This is a genomic window from Flavobacterium sp. (genome assembly GCF_028689845.1).
GTDB lineage: Bacteria > Bacteroidota > Bacteroidia > Flavobacteriales > Flavobacteriaceae > Flavobacterium.
The window spans coordinates 218,323-236,856 of sequence record NZ_JAQVCH010000001.1 but is presented as its reverse complement, the minus strand read 5'-3'; the positions used below and the strand labels follow the sequence as shown (position 1 = coordinate 236,856).

Here is an 18,534-nt window from a genome sequence, read left to right as displayed (position 1 = left end):
AAAAACGGTTTGATAAATAAAAATCAAATTTTATTCAAACTCGTTTCCCAATAGTTGATTTGGATTCCAAAAGTAGTTTTTATTTTATGTTTATCCAAAACACTGTACGCTGGTCTTTTGGCTGGTGTTGGAAAACTCGTAGTTGGAATAGGTTCTAAATTAATTTTTATTCCATTGTATTCAACTATTTTTTTGGCAAAGAAATACCAACTGCATTGTCCTTCGTTACTGAAGTTGTAAATTCCAAAATGGTTGTAGGTTGTAGGTTGCAGGTTGTAGGTTATGATGATTTTTAAAAGAACTTCTGCTAAATCTATAGCGTTTGTTGGGGTTCCAATTTGGTCGTTTACAACCGATACTTTATCGCGTTCAGAAGCAAGACGCAAGATGGTTTTCATAAAATTATTGCCAAATTGCGAATAAACCCAAGATGTTCGAATGATAAAATGTTTTTTCCAGGTTTGCTGAATAGCAATTTCACCGTCTAATTTTGTTTGTCCATAAACGCCGGTTGGATTTGGTACATCGGTCTCTTTGTAACCTGTTGTCGTTCCGAGTTTCGAGTAATCGCCATCAAAAACAAAATCGGTAGAAATATGAAGTAATATCGTATCGTGTTTTTTGCAAACCGCTGCTACATTTTGAGCTCCTACCACATTAATTAAATAGGCTTTTTCGGGTTCGCTTTCCGCTTTATCTACCGCAGTATATGCGGCTGTATTAATACAAAAATTGGGTTTGTACTGTTCAAAAACCTTTTCACAGTTTTCGCTATTGGTAATGTCTAATTCAGTCGCATCAGTAAAAACAAATTGAATTTCAGGATGATTGGATGCAATAAATTGTAAACTTTGTCCTAATTGTCCTTTGGCTCCTGTTACTAAAACTACCATGCTCTTTTTGCTTGTTGTAAGTTAGGCAAGTGCTTATCTTTTTCGGAAATGAGTAGTTCATCCGTTTTAAATAACCAATCGATGCCAATGGATTCATCATTATAAATGATTCCTCCTTCGGATTCTTTATTATAAAAATTATCACATTTATAGAAAAAAGTAGCGGTGTCACTCAAAACCAAAAAGCCATGAGCAAATCCTCTTGGCACAAAGAATTGCTTCTGATTTTCTGCAGACAAAACAACAGCTTCATATTGACCAAAGGTTGCAGATTCTGGTCGAATATCAACGGCTAGGTCTAAAACTTCTCCTTGTAAAACCCGAACTAATTTAGCTTGAGCATACTCTCCCGTTTGATAATGAAGTCCGCGTAAAACACCTTTGGTAGAAAAAGATTGATTGTCTTGCACAAAATGAATGGGTGCTCCAATTGCATTTTGAAAAGCTTTTTCGTTAAAACTTTCCATAAAATAACCTCTTTCATCCTGTATTATTTTAGGTTCAAGAATAAAACAACCTTTCAATTTGGTTTCTGTAAATCTCATTTGCAAAAAAAGGAATTTTTCTTATTTCTAGTTTATTTCTTTTATCAGGCTCATTAAGTGGTTTCCATAACCGCTTTTCAATAACGGTTCGGCTATTTTTTGCAATTGTTTTGCATCAATAAAACCCATCTTGTAAGCGGCTTCTTCAATCGCTCCTATTTTCAATCCTTGACGTTCTTCAATTACTTGTACAAATTGCCCAGCTTGCATTAGCGATTGAAAAGTACCAGTGTCTAACCAAGCGGTTCCTCTATCTAAAATACTTACTTTTAAATTTCCATTCTTTAGGTAGGCTCTATTGACGTCGGTAATTTCCAATTCACCACGAGGACTTGGTTGGATATTAGCTGCAATTTCAAGTACCGAATTATCATAAAAATAAATTCCAGGTACCGCAAAATTCGATTTCGGTTTTAGTGGTTTTTCTTCTATTGAAAGTACCTTTCCGTCTTTATCAAAATCGACCACGCCGTAGCGTTCAGGATCATGCACATGATAAGCATAAATAATTCCGCCCTCTGGATTGCTATTGTTTTGAAGTAGTTCGGCCAAACCTGTTCCGTAAAAAATGTTATCGCCCAAAATCAAAGCAACTTTATCGTTGCCAACAAATTCTTTGCCAATAATAAAGGCTTCTGCTAAACCGTTAGGATGTTCTTGAACGGCATACTCAAAACGACAGCCCAATTGACTGCCATCGCCTAATAACTGGCGAAACAAAGGCAAATCATGCGGCGTAGAAATGATTAAAATCTCATGAATTCCAGACCACATTAACGTGGACAATGGATAATAAATCATGGGTTTGTCATAAATCGGCATCAGTTGTTTACTTACTGCTAAGGTTAACGGGTGTAACCGTGTGCCCGATCCGCCGGCTAAGATAATTCCTTTCATGCTTTGCTGTTTTATTCGAATAACTTCTAAGTTTAGACTGTTTTTGTCAATTGATTTAGATAAAAACGTTTAAATCGAGTGAAAATCATTAGCAATAAAATAAAGAAAATAGGTAAGATTAGTTTCATTTTACCATTTGCTCCTTCTGTATTTTTATTGTTTAAAATAGAACTGTTTGCTTTCACTATTTTATCAATACTTACTAAATCAATTCGCAATAAACCCTGTTCACGAACTAGTTTATCTTTGGTTTGAATCACATCGTTAAGTTGCGTATTTTCATTATAATAGACTAATTTATCGCTTTGACTGCCACTAATTCTATTTTTAAACTGATTCATTAACGCATCAATTTGAGAAATAATAGAATCATTTGCTTTCATTTTTTCATTAACATTATTGACATATTCTTTTTGAACGGCTTGATAAAAATCGCTGTCATTCAAAAAATTTAAAATAGGATTAACTGTTTTTTCGTTAGATGAAAGTTTAGACGTGGAAAAAGAAATCGTATGGTAAGGATAGTTTTTACTCGTTACTTTATTTTCAACAATTTTGTCAATGTTGCCATTTTCTGCTAATAATTTAATCATATCAAAATTCTCGGTACTATTCCCAATAAACCGATAAACATCTACAATTGGTTCAATCTTAATTGTCTTGATTTTTTTTGTATCTTGAATTCCTATTCCTTTTAAGAAAACAGTATCATTTTCTTTAATTTTAGATTGCAATAAATCAATTTTGGCATAGACATAATCGGTACTTCCAAAATTTGGATTGACAATAATTTGATGGTCATACGAATTGCTTTTCTTATCTAAATAAAAGCCTAAAGCTGCTCCAATTACAAACAAAATGACAATCAAAATAAGGTTTCGTTTAACAAATAATATCCCTCTAAAAATCCAATTTAAAAAAGAATTATACGTTTTTCCAATTTTTCTGGATACTTGACCTAAATCAATTTCCTGGTCAGCAGATGAGTTTGAGCTCATAATTTTCTATTTTGAATTAAAAATTTGTTCTAATATTTTAATTGTAATCAAATAAGTAGGCTTAACTCCGGTAGTTCCTAAACCGCCTGAAGCTAGCGTGCTGCCTGTTTCTAACGGATTATCTGAAGCATAATAAGCATAGCGAACCTTAACATGTTCTGGTATACTTTTTCTAATTTTAGAAGCCGACTGTATTGCTTTTTGATAATATGCACCTTCCATTTCTAATCCGATTACGCCCCAAGTAGATTCGTGAAAGAATTTTAGCAAATCTTTATTTTGTAACGAAGTTCCCAAAACTGTAACCATAGGTCCTGCAAAAACAGGAATTCCATTTCCTTCAAACATGGCTGCATTTAATTCATTTTGAAATGGATAATTATCGCCTGTTCCTTCATTAATATGTGCAGATGGAATCATTATATCGCCTTTTCCACCTTGCAAAATACCTGCTTTTCCCATAATAGAAACGGAAGCGACGTTTAAAAATGTTACTTTACTTTTACCTTCTTTATACGGTTTTAATAATTCATCAATCGTTTCATAAGCTTGTTCGCCAAAAGCATAATCCATTACGATAAGCACTGGTTTTTGGTCGACAAGTTGTGCGGATGGAAATGCTGTTTTAGAAAAATCTATTTTTGCGGTGTCAAAAATTTGCACATCAATATTAGTTCCTGATTGATCTAAAACCGAAATCATTCCTGATTTTAAGGCCACTTCTTCCACTTTATTTCGCACATCATTTGCACCTGATTTGCTTAATTCCTCAAAAATAAAGAAATCTGATTTTTCTTTAAATTTAGTTTTTAAAACATGAGTTGCAAAAATAGAATTCATCACACTGTGCATATTTGCGCTGATAATGTGAATGGGACGTTCTAATAAATCGTTTTTCTTTAAAATATCTTTAATTTGAGTAGCCCAAATTTCTCCGTGAATGTGATGCCCAAGTCGTTCTCGTAAAATCGGACTGAACGTAATGGTTCGTTTATTGTTTTCTACAATCTCTTCTAAGGCTAATTTTCCTAACCAATAAATCACGTGTAAAAAACGGTCTGGTTTATCGGTTGTTCCAAACGAATCATAGATGGCCAAAACTTCTGAAAAACTTCGACCTAATACATTTGAAGCGTGAGAAATAGCTTTTTCCTTATCAATTTGACTTAGTTTTTTTGATTGTAAAGCATAATATTCAACTTTTTGCCAATCTCTCGTTACTTCGTATTGATTTTCATCTAATAAGATTCTGTCTTTAATTTTATGCGATTCGATAAAAATAAAGGTCAAATGCGTTAAAATATCATAGATATCTGAGCGACCTCTAGTGATTTCAATATTCATTTGTTCTTCGTCAATACGGTAACAATTTCTTCTTCTTTTTGGAGGAACAATAGCTTGAAAATGCGATTTTGAATAACCTTCGTCAGACGTTAAATTAATGTATCGACATTCTTCAATTCCAACAGGTAAACGTTCAATTACATATAATAAACCATTGAGTTCTACTTTCTCTCCAGCAATAGAGCCATAAATTTCCGGTCGTAATTGTAGTAAAGCCTCTCGCAAGGTTTCGCCAGAAATTCCCATTGGTTTATAAAAACCTCGGTTAAACAAATGCCGTATCGTAATGTATAATCGTTCGATTGCTGCAGAAGATTCTTGAGCTCGTGAACGCGATATATTTTTAATTTCTTTCATTAAATTCTAATTTATAACCCGCAAAGGTACAATTTTTATCATTGCATTAATTTCTCAACCATTTTTCTATCATTACTCAATCGGGGCAGTTTGTTTTGACCGCCTAATTTACCGATGGATTTCATATATTTTTGAAAACCATTCGTTTCCACTTTGGTGATGACAACCGTTCGAAGCACTTTTCCGACGATTAAATCTTCATAGTATGCGTTTTGAATTCGCATGGCTTGGTCAATTTTTAAAGCAAATTCTTCCAAATCAGCAGGTTCATTTTGAAATTCAATAAACCATTCATGATAAGGTAAACCCGTTTCTGGAGCAATTTGAGGTGCCACCGTAAATTCATTGATACGAATTGCTGTGTTTTGCATCGCCTCTTTTAAAGCTTGTTCCACTTCTTTTCCAATAACATGTTCGCCAAAAGCAGAAATAAAATGCTTAATTCGACCAGAAACGATAATGCGATACGGTTTTAGACTTGTAAATTGTATCGTATCACCAATATTATAAGCCCAAAGCCCAGCGTTAGACGAAATTATAAGTACATAATTCACCCCTAATTCTACTTCACCAATGGTATACCGTTTGGATTCTGACGTTTCCGAACTTGATATGAATTCATCTGCTTTAATGAATTCATAAAACATACCTGAATTTAATAAAAGTAACATTCCTTTTTCAGTTTGTTTGTCTTGGTAAGCAAAAAAACCTTCAGAAGCTGGAAAAAGCTCAATGGAATCAACTTTTCTTCCTATTAAATTTTCAAATTTAGCACGATAAGGTTCATAATTTACGCCGCCGTAAATAAATAACTGAAAGTTTTTAAACAAGTCGCCTACTTTTTTATTTCCTTTTTGCTGTAATTTTTCAAAATACATTTGAACCCAAGCTGGAATGCCTGAAATTACCGTCATATTTTCATGAAAAGTTTCTTCTACAATGGCATTGACTTTGGTTTCCCAATCGTCAATACAATTCGTTTCCCACGAAGGCATTCTATTTTTAAGTAAATAGTTTGGCACATAATGAGCCACAATTCCTGAAAGTCTTCCCAGTTTGATGCCGTTTTTCTCTTCTAAAATCGGACTTCCTTGCAAGAAAATCATTTTGCCATTGACAAAATCGGCTTTACCTGTTTCGTGAATATAACTCAAAATAGCATTTCGAGCGGCTTGAATATGAAAGGGAATTGATTCCTTTGTTAACGGAATGTATTTTGCTCCCGAAGTAGTGCCCGAAGTTTTGGCAAAATAAACTGGTTTTCCTGGCCATAAAATGTTTTCATTTCCTTCTACAACCAAATCAACATAGGGTTTTAACGCCTCATAATCTCGCACTGGAACTTTGGAAACAAAATCGTAATGTGATTTAATAGTTGCAAAATCATGGTCTTTTCCAAAATTCGTTTCTGCCGCTTTTTTAATCAAACTAGCCAAAACTTTTTGTTGTGTTTCGACAGGGTTAGAAGCCCATTTTTGGGTATCTGAATTTATTTTCTTGGCTAATAACTTAGCGGCGATTGCTTTGATACTCATATTATTCAAAATCTATAAATTGGGAAGGATCGATGGCAAAACCGTCTTTCCATAATTCAAAATGGAGGTGAATTCCGGTGGATTCTTTACCCGTTGAGCCCGCTAAAGCAATAACTTCGCCTGTTCGCACTACGTCGCCTTGGGTTTTAGTTAAAGAAGCAGCGTGTTTATAAACTGATAAAATGGCGTCTCTATGTTTGATAATGATAACATTTCCCGTTGAAGGTGTCCATTCTGCAAAGACGACGCTTCCGTTAGCCACCGATTTAATTGGCGTATCTTTTGCCACCGCAATATCAACTGCCAAATGGTTATTTTTTGAATTGTATTTCTCGGTAATATGTCCGCGAACAGGCGGAAATAATACCAAGTTTACTTTAGATTGGGCTTTTTCAAAAAGGTTGTATTTATCTTCTAAAGCAACTTGTTCCCGCAGTTTTTTCTCTTCAGGAGTGGGGTTCAAATTTAATTTTGAATTCGCAGGATTTTCAGAAGCTAAAATAGAATCTTTATTAAATTTTGCATATTCTAAGTCGCCGGTCAGTATTTTTTTGATGGAAGCAATGTACAATTCGTTTTTTTGAATTTCAACCGTTAAAGAATCAGATTTTACAGCTAAAATAGTCGCATCTTTTTTTAACTTATTGGATGCATAACCTGGAATAAATTCCCGTAAAGGAGTAAAAGCAATGATATAAGTGGTTATAGAAATTAATAGAATGGCAGAAATAGTCAACACCACAAAAACATTCATAAGGTTCAATTTTAGTGAAAAAATTTCCTCAAAGGTTTCTTCATTCAAAATAACCAACCTGTTTTTTGTGAACAATTGCTTTTTAAGTCGCTGTCTTTTGAGTCGTTTTCCAGCCATAATTGAATTTTAGTATACAAATATAGGAATTAAACCTACGTTGAAAAGCGTGAATTAGACTGTTTTAATTAAAAATAGTTCATTTTAACGCAGATTTTAGTTAAGAATTGTTAGGAATAGAAACAAGTACGCTTTTTATTTTTACCTTTGTGGTCTCAATTTAAAATATATGAATGCATTAGCTATATTCTTAGGTATGGTAGGTCCTTGGCAAATTGGATTAATCATCGTAGTGATTTTATTACTTTTTGGAGGTAAAAAAATTCCAGAATTAATGAAAGGACTTGGAAGCGGAATTAAAGAATTTAAAAATGCCGCTAAAGAAGATCAACCTGCAGACTCTAAAAAAGAGGAAGAGAAATAATTTAGAAAATTCCAAATTATAAAATCCCAAATTCCAATACTTTTGTGTTGCAATTTGGGATTTTTTGTTTTTTATAACTTCTTGGATAATTTTTTGAATGAAAATTGTTCTAATAAATAAATTTTGGTAGTGCTTTTTTTAAATGGATTATTTTTTCAAAATTATCATCTTGACTTACAATTGTATAACCTTCTTCTTTTGCATAATTCCAAATTGAAACATCCGACGCTGGTTGACTTATTGATAAAGAAGAAACGTGATTTTCTTTTAAAAAAGCGTTAGATAATTTTTAACCAAACGCCAAGACAAGTTTTCATCTATCGTCATTCCTAATGCCAAATACGATAAAATATCTGAAATAGTTATTCTTGTGTTTATAATACAAGGTTTTCCGTTTCTAATTTCAGGATGTTTGGTAATATTTTAGCCGATTTTACTCGATGATAGTATTTTACTCAAATACAAATTATTTACAACACCATCGTCAACTGAATTCGTTTTCGTTCTTCGTCGATTTCTACTACTTTGACTTGCACATGCTGGTGTAATTTGACCACTTCGTTGACATCGGAAACAAAACCATCTTTTAGTTGAGAAATATGAACCAAGCCACTTTCTTTGATGCCAACATCTACAAAACAGCCAAAAGCGGTGATATTATTGATAATCCCGGGTAAAATCATACCTGTTCTTAAATCTTTTATGGTTTTTACGTTGGGATCGAATTCGAAAACTTTAGCCGATTTTCTAGGATCTAAACCTGGTTTTTCTAGTTCTTTTACGATGTCTTTCAATCCTAGAATTCCTATTTCAGTTGTGATGTAGTTTTCTAGTTTTATTTGGCTGATTTTTTCTTTATTTCCGATTAAATCTTCTACCGAAATTTTCAAATCTTTTGCCATTTTTTCGACAATTTTATACGCTTCTGGATGCACGGCTGAATTATCTAACGGGTTTTTTCCATCTTTAATTCGGATAAATGCCGCAGCTTGTTGGTACGCCTTTTCGCCTAATCGTGGTACTTTTTTGAGCTGTTTTCTATCTTCAAATGGACCATTTTCTGAACGATAAGCGACAATGTTTTCGGCCATTTTTTCGCCGATTCCAGAAACATAACTCAACAACGATTTACTTGCCGTGTTGATGTTTATTCCAACAGAATTCACACATCGAACGACGGTATTATCTAATTCTTCTTTTAGTTTGGTTTGGTCAACATCGTGTTGGTATTGCCCAACGCCAATGGATTTGGCGTCGATTTTTACTAATTCCGCTAATGGATCAGAAAGTCGTCGACCAATCGAAACGGAACCACGAACAGTGACATCATAGCTTGGAAATTCTTCGCGTGCGATTTTTGAGGCTGAATAAACCGATGCACCCGCTTCTGAAACAACAAATACTTGAACGGGTTTATCAAAAGCAATTTTTTTGATGAAAAATTCCGTTTCCCGACTTGCCGTTCCATTTCCAATAGAAATTGCTTCAATAGTATAGGCATTGACCATGGAACGGATTTTTTTCATCGCCATGCCGGACTCGTTTTGAGGTGTGTGTGGATAAATCGTTTCGTTGTAAAGCAAATCTCCTTTTTCATCCAAACAAACGACTTTACAACCACTTCTATACCCTGGGTCGATGGCTAAAATTCGTTTTTCTCCCAAAGGTGGAGCTAATAATAGTTGGCCTAAATTTCCAGCGAAAACTTCAATCGCTTTAGCATCAGCCTTTGCTTTGGCTTCTTGTAAGGTTTCGTTTGAAATTGCTGGTTCTAATAAGCGTTTGTAACTGTCTTTGATGGCAATTTTGACTTGTTCCGTAGATGCATTTCTACCTTTTAGCGTATTTTCTTCTATGAAATCAATCGCTTCTTCGTTATCAATTTCGACTTTTAATTTAATGAAACCTTCATTTTCGGCACGAAGCATGGCTAATAATCGATGCGATGGTGCTTTTGAAATGGGTTCTGACCAATCAAAATAGTGCTTGAATTTTTGAGCATCTTCTTCTTCCGCTTTCTTTTTAACCACTTTTGTAGTTACAGTAGCTTTTCTTTGAAAAAGGCGACGAAGATTTTTTCTTATAAAAATATTTTCATTAATCCATTCGGCAATAATGTCTCTTGCTCCTTGCAAGGCTTCCTCTTCGTTTACGACGTTTTTGGAAATAAATTTTGAGGCTTCAAAGTCAATTTCATTATAATTTTGAGCCATTATAATTTTTGCTAATGGTTCTAATCCGTTATCACGAGCAACATCGGCTTTGGTTTTTTTCTTCTTTTTATAAGGCAAATACAAATCTTCAATTTCTTGTAAATCGAAACTGTTTTGAATTTTTGATTTTAATTCTGAAGTTAATTGGCCTTGTTCCTCAATTGTTTTTAGAATGGAATCTTTTCGTTTGACGATTTCGTCATATTGCTTGGAAAGTTTGGCAATATTCTCAATTTGTACTTCATCTAAATTTCCGGTTACGTCTTTTCGATACCGTGAAATAAACGGAATCGTACAATCTTCTGAAAGTAATTGTAAAGTAGCTTCAATATTTTTATCAACAGTGTTTACAACTGTTTTGATGAATTGGATTTGGTTCATTTTGTTTGTAATAATTTTGCTTTAATATTTAGTCATGAAGTGTTGATGATAATACCTACAAGGTTTTGCAAACCTTGCAGGAAACTAAAACAATTTATTAAGCTCTTCTAACATTGCTGGACGACGAGGATATTTCTGTTTTAATTTTCTTGCGACTTCAAGAATTCTTTCCTTATCTTTTGGATAATCGTTTATAATTGACTTCATTTTTCTTGCTAATTCATTATACCCACTCCTTGATGAACTTCTATCTGCTTCGTTTTCGAGAAGCGGAATAAGTTTATCAAGTAATTCGCGAGGATATTCGATTTTAAGATGTGAATAATATGACAAAACGTTAGAAATTTTATCTTGTTTTTGAACCAAAAGTAAAAGTCTATCCAGATAATTTTCTTGAACATAAATAGGTCCTAAATGATAAAGCAAATCGGCATATAGATGCTCTTTTCCAAAATAATTGTTTTTTTTGTTTTTTTTGTTAATCAAATTTGTAATCCCTAAAATTAATTCTTCAATAGTTTTAGTCCAATTTTCTTTTGAAAAAGTATTTTTCCATTGTTGGTAATAAGTAGTATTTAAGCCACGGTCAAATGCAAATTTTTGAGAAAAAAATCGTTCCTTTTCAATATCTTTTTCTAAAATAGCTATTTCCAAAAGTCTTTTTTCCCAATCAGAAACTGTTCCTGGATGTTTTTTTTCTTCGGCAATTTTTATTCCATCGGCAATCAACTTTTTTGCAGTTTTATACTCTTGTTTTTTAATCATTTTTTCCACTTCTAATTTTCGAATTTCTGGAATTTGAAGGTTTTCTTGAATTAAACTTAGAACCTGATCTTGTTTTCCAATCCTGGTTAAAAAAGAAATTTTATTTTGAATTAAAAACCTTTTCTCATAATCATCATTTTTGTTTGATTGAATTTTTGTTTCTAAAAATGCTAAAAACGCATCCGTTTTTTGAGTAGCGATACAAAAATCTTCGTAAGCTTCTACAAGATGATAACCAAAATCTCCATAATCAAAATAAATTTCTTTTTTCAATTCATTAGTAAAGAACTCATACATTTTCTCTTTAAATTCAAATGAGACTGGCGCATTTACCACTTTATTTAATTCGTTAATTGCTGACTCAACACAGCCTCCAATATAACCATTGCTATCATCACAATATTCAAAAACCTTGCTTACTTCTTTGATAATTACTTGATAGGTAACTACTGCATCTCGATAATTTTTCTTAATAACATTTTGATTTGCAGTTTCTAAAAGCGAATCAAGTTCTTTTCCTAATCTATTTGAAGAAGAATAATCTATAAAACCTCTTGAAGTGTGTTTTTTAATAATGCTTTTTATCCTATCGGCATACACTTTTTCCATATCAACCGATGTGCTTTTTTGAGTAAAAAAGAATTCAAATTCCTGCTTAAAATCTCTGTTTTTTTTAGAATAATACAACACAAATTCTTGAAAATCTTTTAGTTCAATATTTTTTAATATTGTATTAAAAGTTAGTTTTTTTGATGTAGTTTCTGATTTTAATTCTATTGTGTGTGTTTTTGAAATAGCATATAAAACTGCAACAATATGTTTACACACGCCGCCTTGATCAAATGCACAGTCACATGCATATTTTTTAATCGTATTTTTGGTTTCAATCCAGATTTCTACATTATAATCGTCACTTCCAACTACGTTTGCTACCCAATATCCTTTTTCAATTTGTTCTAAATAATCGATACTTTCACTGTTGAAATAATCTTTCCCACGGTTTAAAATGGTTGTGTCTATTTGTTTTTCAAAATCTAATAGTGTCATTTTATTGTTTAAATTGTGAAACTTACATGCATTGTTAACTGAAAAGTTTAATATAATGATCAAACATATAGGTTTTTCCTCTTTTGCTTCCTGTTATTTCTTTTAGAACTTCCATGGCTTCTAATTCATCTAAAATTTTATAGGCAGTTGCTTGAGAAACTTTGGTTATTTCGACAATTTTATTGGCATTAACAATTGGTTTTTGATACAAAAATTCCATAATAAGTAATAAATGATTTGTTCTACTTCTATTTTTTTGTATTTTTTCTTCAACTTCTTTTTTTAATTTTAACACTGCATCAAAAGTTGCTATTCCATTTTTAGCTGTTTCAATTATGCCAACTAAAAAGAATTTAAACCATTGCTTTAAGTCATTTTTTGTCCTTACGTTCATTAAATTATCATAATAATATTGTCTGTTTCTTTCGAAAAAATCAGATAAATACAGAATTGGTTTTTTTAATATGGTTTTATCTACCAGATATAACGTTATCAGTAGGCGACCAACTCGACCATTTCCGTCTAAAAAAGGATGAATTGTTTCAAATTGATAATGAATTAATGCAATTTTTAATAAGTCGGGCATGTAAAACTCTTCATTATGGGCAAATTTTTCTAAATCACTCATTAATTCGTTTATAGTAGAATAAATGGGTGGAATAAATGTTGCATCGGCAACAGAAGCACCTCCTATCCAATTTTGACTTGTTCTAAAATCTCCTGGTAATTTATTTTTCCCTCTCACACCTTGTAAAAGAGTTTTGTGCGTTTCTTTTATTAATCTTGAAGAAAAAGGTAGCTTTTCTAATTTTTTGATAGCATTATTCATTGCCTCAATATAGTTTTGAACTTCTTCCCAATCATCCCTTTTGTCGAAACCAATATCTTCAATATCTAGTAATGCTTCTTCAATATTAGTTTGTGTTCCTTCAATTTTACTGCTTTGTGTTGCCTCTTTCAAAACGTGCATACTAATAAACATATCTATATTTGGAATATATTCTGAATACATATCCAAACGGCCAATTTGCCTGTCCGCTTTTGAAAGTAGTTGTTGTATTTCCATATCATCTAACAGCCATTTTCTATTGATGAAATTAGGTTGAAAACTGCTATAATATCCTTGGTTTTGAGAATAACCTGCTGTAAAGTGTTTCATTTTTACGCTGTTTATGATAACAAATATAGTCTTATTTTATAATTTAACAAAAATATATAATAACAAGGTAGCTTATTTTAGAAAATCTATTTTATTTATAATAACAAGTGATTTAATTTTACATTTTACTGTTTCTATGAATTGGATTTGGTTCATTGTATGCTGAATTAAGTTCAGTAAATTTTATTTCTAATCTTCCACTTTATAATTTCTAATCATAAAGTTGAGGGCGGCTTGAACAATTTCGCCCATCGAATTGGCTTTTTTGAATTCAATGTCTAACGTAACTTCATAAATTTCATCTTGCAGTTGTTGAATATGTTCAAGTGGTGCTAATTTAGTTGCTTTCATGGCGTCAATTAATCGTTTAAATCTTGTTTTGGTGTCGATTAAACGTTTTACAATGATGGAACGTTCTTCTATTTGATATTGAACAATTGATTTTGGATTTAATTTATTTTGCACCAATTCCGAAAATTTAAAATTCTCTTTAAAAAGATGCGGTTTATACAATTTAAAACTGCCTTCATAACTTTGTTGGTCAAAATCGATGGCTCTAATTCTAAAAATACGTTGGTCAAAATCATAAATCGGAATAACCACAAAATTATACGAACGCATGTCGCCCAAAAGCCCAATCATACAACGTTCATTAAATTTTACAAACTCTTTGGCAATTTGTGTTTTTTCATGTTCGGTGCATTCTTTTAAGTTAGTTTCTAAAAAGATGTCGCCCGGAATGCCAACAATATGTTCCTCGATCAAGGTATCTTCAAAAACTAAAAAATTGATGCTATTAGGTGAAATAATATGTTCTAATTCTAAACCGAAAATTCGAGAAGCATCTGCTTTTTTGATGTAAAAATGCGTGTAATTATCGTTTAAAATATTTCTAATTTTAACCCGAAATGGCTTTGAATTTCCAAACGTGCAAAAATCAATATAATCGACGTTTAAGTATTCCATGCTACCTTCATCTCCATCCGAATGCAACAAGGTGTATATTTTTTTTAAGCTTGTATCAAGTTCAACTTTTTCAAATTCGTTATAAAAAAGACGAACCCACAGCGTATCTTTATTGTCTTTGTCAAAAACAGCAATACTTCCTTGAAAACGAAGCAAATCATCATAAAAAATTGTGGTTTTGGTCAATCGCTTGTACTTTTCGAGATAGCTTTTCAAATTGGCATTAATTGGAAAATATTGTTTCTTAAATTGTGGTTTTTCTTCGTTCATCATGGTTTTTATTGTACTGAAATATAGCTTTTTTTAGTAGGATATAAAAACTAATCCTGCACAATAAAATCTTTTGGATCCACTTTTTGAAATTCTGAGCAAATAAAATTAATTTCAATCGAGTAATGTTGAAATATTTACCCCTAAAACGGTGGCTATTTTTTGAAGCGTCGTTAAACTAATCTTTACTTTGCCGTTTTCGAGTTTGGCATAAAGACTTTGGGAGCAACCAATTTGTTCTGCCACAACTTCTTGTGACAAATTTTTTTCATTTCTAAATTTACGGATTTTTTGTAAGGTATTGGATGACATAGCACTGAATTAAAACATGAATTAAATGTTTTTGGCTAATATGTTTTTGGCCTTCCAAAAGTAGAAAAAAAAAAAATGATTCCTACAAATTTTGGGTGTTGATTTTAGTCAGATTCTGACTAGGTTTTTCATTTTTAACTACTTACATTTGGAATAATTAAATTTATAAGGGTTTAAAAGGACTAACCATCCACTTGTAACACTAAACAAAAAATGCTTTTCTAGTTTTTTGTGGGTACTTTTTAGAAACGAGTTGTTGTATATTGAAGTTTGTTAAACAACAATTTGAACGAGTAAACAAACAAAAAAAAGCAGCCTTACTTTTAAAATGTTTTCGACGACATAGTAAGACTGCCATTAACTTAATAAATACAAAATTATGAAAAAGAATTGTTATATTTTACTATTTATTTTAATTGGACATTTTGTTTCTGCTAAAGAAGATTTAAAGAAAATTGAAGTCAAGAAAGAAAATTTTAAAGTAAGATGTTTTGATGTTGGTATAAGTTTTGGTATTATTTCGGTTAGTACCACTGTCTGTTGTTGGAGTACTTCAGCTCATTCTCCAAAATATGACTGCTCTTGGGGAAATAGAACAAAGCAAAATATTCAAGATTTTGGTTATATTGATGTAGAAAAACTAGATATAAGTGTTTTGGATGAAATTAATCAAAAAAAACTTACCAAAATAAAGATAAGTAAAAGTTCTATAGGTTCAGATGAAGGGCAAACTTTTAAAGTGGTTGACGGTGAATATAATATTGAAAATGGAAGTAATGGTAGATTTATAAAAGTTAACATTATTATCAATCCTTCATAAATTTAAAATCCTTATAATACCATCATCAAAAAATTTGATGATGGTATAACTAAACATTAACAAATATCATAAAAATGAAAAAAACTATAATTATTATATTTTTAATACTATTCTTTACAAGTTTGTTTTTTGTATTAAATAATGATAAATTTAATGTAGAATATAATTTTAATAATGACGTTGAAAACAGTTATACCTATTCGAATTTTATTAAAAAAGAAGAATTAGTTGTAATCAATCTTTGGGCGTCATGGTGCAAACCTTGCCTTGAGGAAATTCCTTTATTAAATAATCTAAAAAAGAAGTATCCTACAGAAATAAATTTTATATCTTTTTCTTATGATAAAGATACACTAAAAGCTATTGAGGCTCATACTAAAAATAATTTCTCTTGGGAGGAAACTTCTGTTGTCGACTATAAATATAAAAAATCACTAAAAGATTTTTTTAATGATAATAAGACTATAATAATTGATGAACTGCCAAGAACAATTGTTCTTAAAAATGGAAAAATATTAAAACGATTCGATGGCAAAGTAAATTTAATTGAAATCATAAAATTTATTGATGAAAATAAATAGGCATTATGTTTTTTTCCTTTTACTTTCACATTGTAAAAATTTTTTTTTGGTAAAAAAGGTATGAAAATAAAATATTCTTCAAATATGAAACATTTATTTATAATGCTTTTTTGTCTCAATTATGGTTTTACAAATTCACAAAATACTAAGGTTGAGGATAAAGTAACTGAAAATGAGATAATAGAAATTATTAAAAATTCTAATAAAGAGTTTAGTATAATCTATACATATACCGATTGGTGTGCTCCTTGTGTAAAAGAATTTCCAAAATATAATTGAGTTTACTCATGTTAATAATATTAACTTATTAATCATTATTCTTTCAAAAGATCGAAATGCTGATTTACAAAAATTTAAAAATAAATTTAAAGAAAAATATAATTTTGAAGGATATTTATTTAATTATTCGTTTGGTGAAATTATTGTTAAAACGGTAAAAAAATCAAATTATAAAAATTTCCAAGGTTTTATCAAAGAATTAATCAATGAAAAATATGAGTCTGAAATAATTTATGGCTCTGATAATTTAATTTTATTTAATAAAAATGCTGATATTATTTATGTATCTAAGTTTTTGACTTATGAAAAAATTTATGCTGATATAAATAAGTTTATTAGATAATTATATAGGAAAATTGAAACTTCTTATAAAAAACTAATCCTGCACAATAAAATCTTTTGGATCCACTTTTTGAAATTCGGGTTGAATATTCACATGATTGATGTTGAATTTTTCATAAAGTACTTCTTCAATTTCGTCTAATAAACTATTAAATTCACTCATTTTGATATTTTCAGCACAATCCAAATGAGCTTCCAAATGCAATTCTTCTTCATTTAAATGCCACACATGAATGTGGTGCAACTTCCTTACTCCTTCAATCTTATGCACTTCGCGAACAATTTCTTTAATATCTAAATAATCTGGCGTAAAAAGCATTAGCATTTTGGTAGATTTTAAAAATAAATCAAAACCAACAACAATTAGATAAGCGGCAATAAGCAAGGTCATCACGCTGTCAACCCAATAAATTTGGTAATATTTCATTAATAATCCACCAGTTAATACAGCAACAGAAGCCATCATATCGGTTAATAAATGTAAATAAGCCGATTTCATGTTTAAGTTATGAGCCGCATCTTTTCGTAATAATAAAACAGAAAACCCATTGACCGCAATTCCTAAAAAGGCTAACCAAATAACCAAATCGGAGTCAATTGGCTCAGGTTTCATTAATTTAAATACCGCATGATAAATTAAAATAAAAGCTACAATAATTAACGTAGAAGCATTGATAAACGCAGCAATTAGTTCCGCTCTCTTGAATCCAAAAGTTTGACTTGTAGAAGCTTTTCTTCTGGATAATTTATGAGCTACTAAGCTAAAAATTAAAGAAAGTACATCCGAAAAATTGTGCAACGCATCCGAAATCAACGCTAAGCTGCCCGAAATGATTCCGCCAATAACTTGGGCAATAGTAATCACAGAATTAAGCAGAATAGAATAGAATAAATTCTTTCCTTCTACATGATGCTTATGGATTTTGGGATTGGTGGACATTTAGTTTTTAGATTTATTGACAAGCAATTTTATTGACACGATTTTGATGTCTTCCGCCTTCAAATGCAGTGTTTAAAAACGTTTCAACCATGGCAACCGCTTGCGGAATTGAGGTAAATCGAGCTGGAATACTAATCACATTGGCGTCATTATGTAGTCGTGCTAACTCGGCAATTTCTTTGGTCCAACACAAAGCAGCACGAACGCCTTGGTGTTTATTAACGGTCATTGCAATGCCGTTTCCGCTGCCACAAATCACGATTCCGAAATCTACTTTTTTAGTTTCAACATCAATAGCAACGGGATGACCAAAATCAGGATAATCCACACTTGCCTCCGAGTCGGTTCCGTAATTGATGACCTCGTGATCTTGTTTTTCTAAAAATTCAATAATTGCTTTTTTGTAGTCTGGACCAGCGTGATCATTTCCAATGGCTATTTTCATGAGTAGTTGTGTTGTTATTTTTTATCTTTACAAAAATAATCAAAATCAATAAGGTAAGGATGAAATTTAACGGTCAGGTTTGTTACTTTAATGATAATCCATTGTTTTTTGGACCGCACTTCCCTATTCTGGAATCGATTTTTAAAAAATTTAATAATACATTTTAATTTTTACCGCTGATTCATTGATTAAATAAAATAGCAAATTAGC

At 31.4% G+C, this 18,534-nt stretch carries 18 protein-coding genes and 1 pseudogene; 3 read left to right on the top strand and 16 right to left on the bottom strand.

Going from position 1 to position 18,534, the window contains the following annotated elements:
* Window positions 1–23: 23 nt before the first annotated feature.
* The 7 genes from rfbD to PHR76_RS00830 are packed head-to-tail and all read right to left on the bottom strand — an operon-like array spanning window position 24 to window position 7,440.
* A complete protein-coding gene (gene rfbD / locus PHR76_RS00860) occupies window positions 24–893 on the bottom strand; it encodes a dTDP-4-dehydrorhamnose reductase (protein WP_300057308.1) in 870 nt (289 codons plus the stop codon).
* The gene (gene rfbC / locus PHR76_RS00855; RefSeq protein ID WP_300057305.1) at window positions 887–1,438 is read right to left on the bottom strand and encodes a dTDP-4-dehydrorhamnose 3,5-epimerase; all 552 of its coding nucleotides are present in this window, start codon (window positions 1,436–1,438) and stop codon (window positions 887–889) included. Before rfbC ends, rfbD begins: the two co-directional genes overlap by 7 nt.
* Window positions 1,439–1,465: 27 nt before the next feature.
* Complete coding sequence (gene rfbA / locus PHR76_RS00850) at window positions 1,466–2,335, bottom strand: glucose-1-phosphate thymidylyltransferase RfbA (RefSeq protein WP_300057301.1); 870 nt, start codon at window positions 2,333–2,335, stop codon at window positions 1,466–1,468.
* Between the two features lie 32 nt (window positions 2,336–2,367).
* Window positions 2,368–3,333 (bottom strand): hypothetical protein, encoded by a 966-nt coding sequence (locus PHR76_RS00845; protein WP_300057298.1) that lies wholly within the window; start codon window positions 3,331–3,333, stop codon window positions 2,368–2,370.
* Window positions 3,334–3,339: 6 nt separating this feature from the next.
* Window positions 3,340–5,034 carry a hypothetical protein gene (locus tag PHR76_RS00840; protein ID WP_300057295.1) on the bottom strand — a complete coding sequence of 565 codons (1,695 nt, stop codon included), beginning with the start codon at window positions 5,032–5,034 and terminating at the stop codon, window positions 3,340–3,342.
* Between the two features lie 38 nt (window positions 5,035–5,072).
* Entirely contained in the window at window positions 5,073–6,569 is a 1,497-nt protein-coding gene (locus PHR76_RS00835; protein ID WP_300057292.1) for a GH3 auxin-responsive promoter family protein, read from the bottom strand.
* A gap of 1 nt (window position 6,570) precedes the next feature.
* Window positions 6,571–7,440, bottom strand: coding sequence for a M23 family metallopeptidase (locus PHR76_RS00830; protein ID WP_300057289.1), 870 nt, complete (start codon window positions 7,438–7,440; stop codon window positions 6,571–6,573).
* 169 nt (window positions 7,441–7,609) lie between these two features.
* Here PHR76_RS00830 and PHR76_RS00825 point away from each other — a divergent pair, with 169 nt between their 5' ends.
* Entirely contained in the window at window positions 7,610–7,804 is a 195-nt protein-coding gene (locus PHR76_RS00825) for a twin-arginine translocase TatA/TatE family subunit (protein WP_300057287.1), read from the top strand.
* Between the two features lie 109 nt (window positions 7,805–7,913).
* On the opposite strand, the pseudogene PHR76_RS13115 reads toward PHR76_RS00825, so the two are convergent.
* The 7 genes and pseudogenes from PHR76_RS13115 to PHR76_RS00800 form a co-directional block, all read right to left on the bottom strand.
* Window positions 7,914–8,078: pseudogene (locus PHR76_RS13115) on the bottom strand (DUF5615 family PIN-like protein); the annotation flags it as partial.
* Window positions 8,072–8,224, bottom strand: coding sequence for a DUF433 domain-containing protein (locus tag PHR76_RS13110; RefSeq protein WP_366143561.1), 153 nt, complete (start codon window positions 8,222–8,224; stop codon window positions 8,072–8,074). The gene PHR76_RS13110 and the pseudogene PHR76_RS13115, both read right to left, overlap by 7 nt.
* A gap of 50 nt (window positions 8,225–8,274) precedes the next feature.
* The gene (locus PHR76_RS00820) at window positions 8,275–10,398 is read right to left on the bottom strand and encodes a Tex family protein (protein ID WP_300057286.1); all 2,124 of its coding nucleotides are present in this window, start codon (window positions 10,396–10,398) and stop codon (window positions 8,275–8,277) included.
* 84 nt (window positions 10,399–10,482) lie between these two features.
* Window positions 10,483–12,210, bottom strand: a complete 1,728-nt coding sequence (locus PHR76_RS00815) for an SWIM zinc finger family protein (protein ID WP_300057285.1) — start codon at window positions 12,208–12,210, stop codon at window positions 10,483–10,485.
* A 34-nt stretch (window positions 12,211–12,244) separates the two neighbouring features.
* The gene (locus PHR76_RS00810; RefSeq protein WP_300057282.1) at window positions 12,245–13,369 is read right to left on the bottom strand and encodes a Fic family protein; all 1,125 of its coding nucleotides are present in this window, start codon (window positions 13,367–13,369) and stop codon (window positions 12,245–12,247) included.
* Between the two features lie 189 nt (window positions 13,370–13,558).
* Window positions 13,559–14,605 (bottom strand): hypothetical protein, encoded by a 1,047-nt coding sequence (locus tag PHR76_RS00805; RefSeq protein WP_300057514.1) that lies wholly within the window; start codon window positions 14,603–14,605, stop codon window positions 13,559–13,561.
* Window positions 14,606–14,719: 114 nt separating this feature from the next.
* Window positions 14,720–14,917, bottom strand: a complete 198-nt coding sequence (locus tag PHR76_RS00800) for a helix-turn-helix transcriptional regulator (RefSeq protein ID WP_300057279.1) — start codon at window positions 14,915–14,917, stop codon at window positions 14,720–14,722.
* Window positions 14,918–15,296: 379 nt separating this feature from the next.
* Between PHR76_RS00800 and PHR76_RS00795 the strand changes: the two genes are divergently transcribed.
* Both PHR76_RS00795 and PHR76_RS00790 read left to right on the top strand, forming a co-directional pair.
* Window positions 15,297–15,737: a hypothetical protein gene (locus PHR76_RS00795; RefSeq protein WP_300057277.1), complete on the top strand. Its 441-nt coding sequence runs from the start codon at window positions 15,297–15,299 to the stop codon at window positions 15,735–15,737.
* Window positions 15,738–15,811: 74 nt separating this feature from the next.
* Complete coding sequence (locus PHR76_RS00790) at window positions 15,812–16,318, top strand: TlpA disulfide reductase family protein (RefSeq protein ID WP_300057274.1); 507 nt, start codon at window positions 15,812–15,814, stop codon at window positions 16,316–16,318.
* A gap of 655 nt (window positions 16,319–16,973) precedes the next feature.
* Here PHR76_RS00790 and PHR76_RS00785 read toward each other — a convergent pair.
* The gene (locus tag PHR76_RS00785) at window positions 16,974–17,879 is read right to left on the bottom strand and encodes a cation diffusion facilitator family transporter (RefSeq protein ID WP_300057271.1); all 906 of its coding nucleotides are present in this window, start codon (window positions 17,877–17,879) and stop codon (window positions 16,974–16,976) included.
* Window positions 17,880–17,892: 13 nt separating this feature from the next.
* On the bottom strand, window positions 17,893–18,324 hold the full coding sequence (gene rpiB, locus PHR76_RS00780) for a ribose 5-phosphate isomerase B (protein WP_300057269.1): 432 nt from the start codon (window positions 18,322–18,324) through the stop codon (window positions 17,893–17,895).
* Window positions 18,325–18,534: the final 210 nt, after the last annotated feature.

Coding starts and splice junctions, on each gene's coding strand:
- rfbC (WP_300057305.1), bottom strand. CDS start 1,438: ATGAGATTTACAGAAACCAAATTGAAAGGTTGTTTTATTCTTGAACCT.
- PHR76_RS00840 (WP_300057295.1), bottom strand. CDS start 5,034: ATGAAAGAAATTAAAAATATATCGCGTTCACGAGCTCAAGAATCTTCT.
- PHR76_RS00820 (WP_300057286.1), bottom strand. CDS start 10,398: ATGAACCAAATCCAATTCATCAAAACAGTTGTAAACACTGTTGATAAA.
- rpiB (WP_300057269.1), bottom strand. CDS start 18,324: ATGAAAATAGCCATTGGAAATGATCACGCTGGTCCAGACTACAAAAAA.
- PHR76_RS00805 (WP_300057514.1), bottom strand. CDS start 14,605: ATGAACGAAGAAAAACCACAATTTAAGAAACAATATTTTCCAATTAAT.
- PHR76_RS00810 (WP_300057282.1), bottom strand. CDS start 13,369: ATGAAACACTTTACAGCAGGTTATTCTCAAAACCAAGGATATTATAGC.
- PHR76_RS00825 (WP_300057287.1), top strand. CDS start 7,610: ATGAATGCATTAGCTATATTCTTAGGTATGGTAGGTCCTTGGCAAATT.
- PHR76_RS00790 (WP_300057274.1), top strand. CDS start 15,812: ATGAAAAAAACTATAATTATTATATTTTTAATACTATTCTTTACAAGT.
- PHR76_RS00835 (WP_300057292.1), bottom strand. CDS start 6,569: ATGAGTATCAAAGCAATCGCCGCTAAGTTATTAGCCAAGAAAATAAAT.
- rfbA (WP_300057301.1), bottom strand. CDS start 2,335: ATGAAAGGAATTATCTTAGCCGGCGGATCGGGCACACGGTTACACCCG.
- PHR76_RS00815 (WP_300057285.1), bottom strand. CDS start 12,210: ATGACACTATTAGATTTTGAAAAACAAATAGACACAACCATTTTAAAC.
- PHR76_RS00795 (WP_300057277.1), top strand. CDS start 15,297: ATGAAAAAGAATTGTTATATTTTACTATTTATTTTAATTGGACATTTT.
- PHR76_RS00800 (WP_300057279.1), bottom strand. CDS start 14,917: ATGTCATCCAATACCTTACAAAAAATCCGTAAATTTAGAAATGAAAAA.
- PHR76_RS00785 (WP_300057271.1), bottom strand. CDS start 17,879: ATGTCCACCAATCCCAAAATCCATAAGCATCATGTAGAAGGAAAGAAT.
- PHR76_RS00830 (WP_300057289.1), bottom strand. CDS start 7,440: ATGGCTGGAAAACGACTCAAAAGACAGCGACTTAAAAAGCAATTGTTC.
- PHR76_RS00845 (WP_300057298.1), bottom strand. CDS start 3,333: ATGAGCTCAAACTCATCTGCTGACCAGGAAATTGATTTAGGTCAAGTA.
- rfbD (WP_300057308.1), bottom strand. CDS start 893: ATGGTAGTTTTAGTAACAGGAGCCAAAGGACAATTAGGACAAAGTTTA.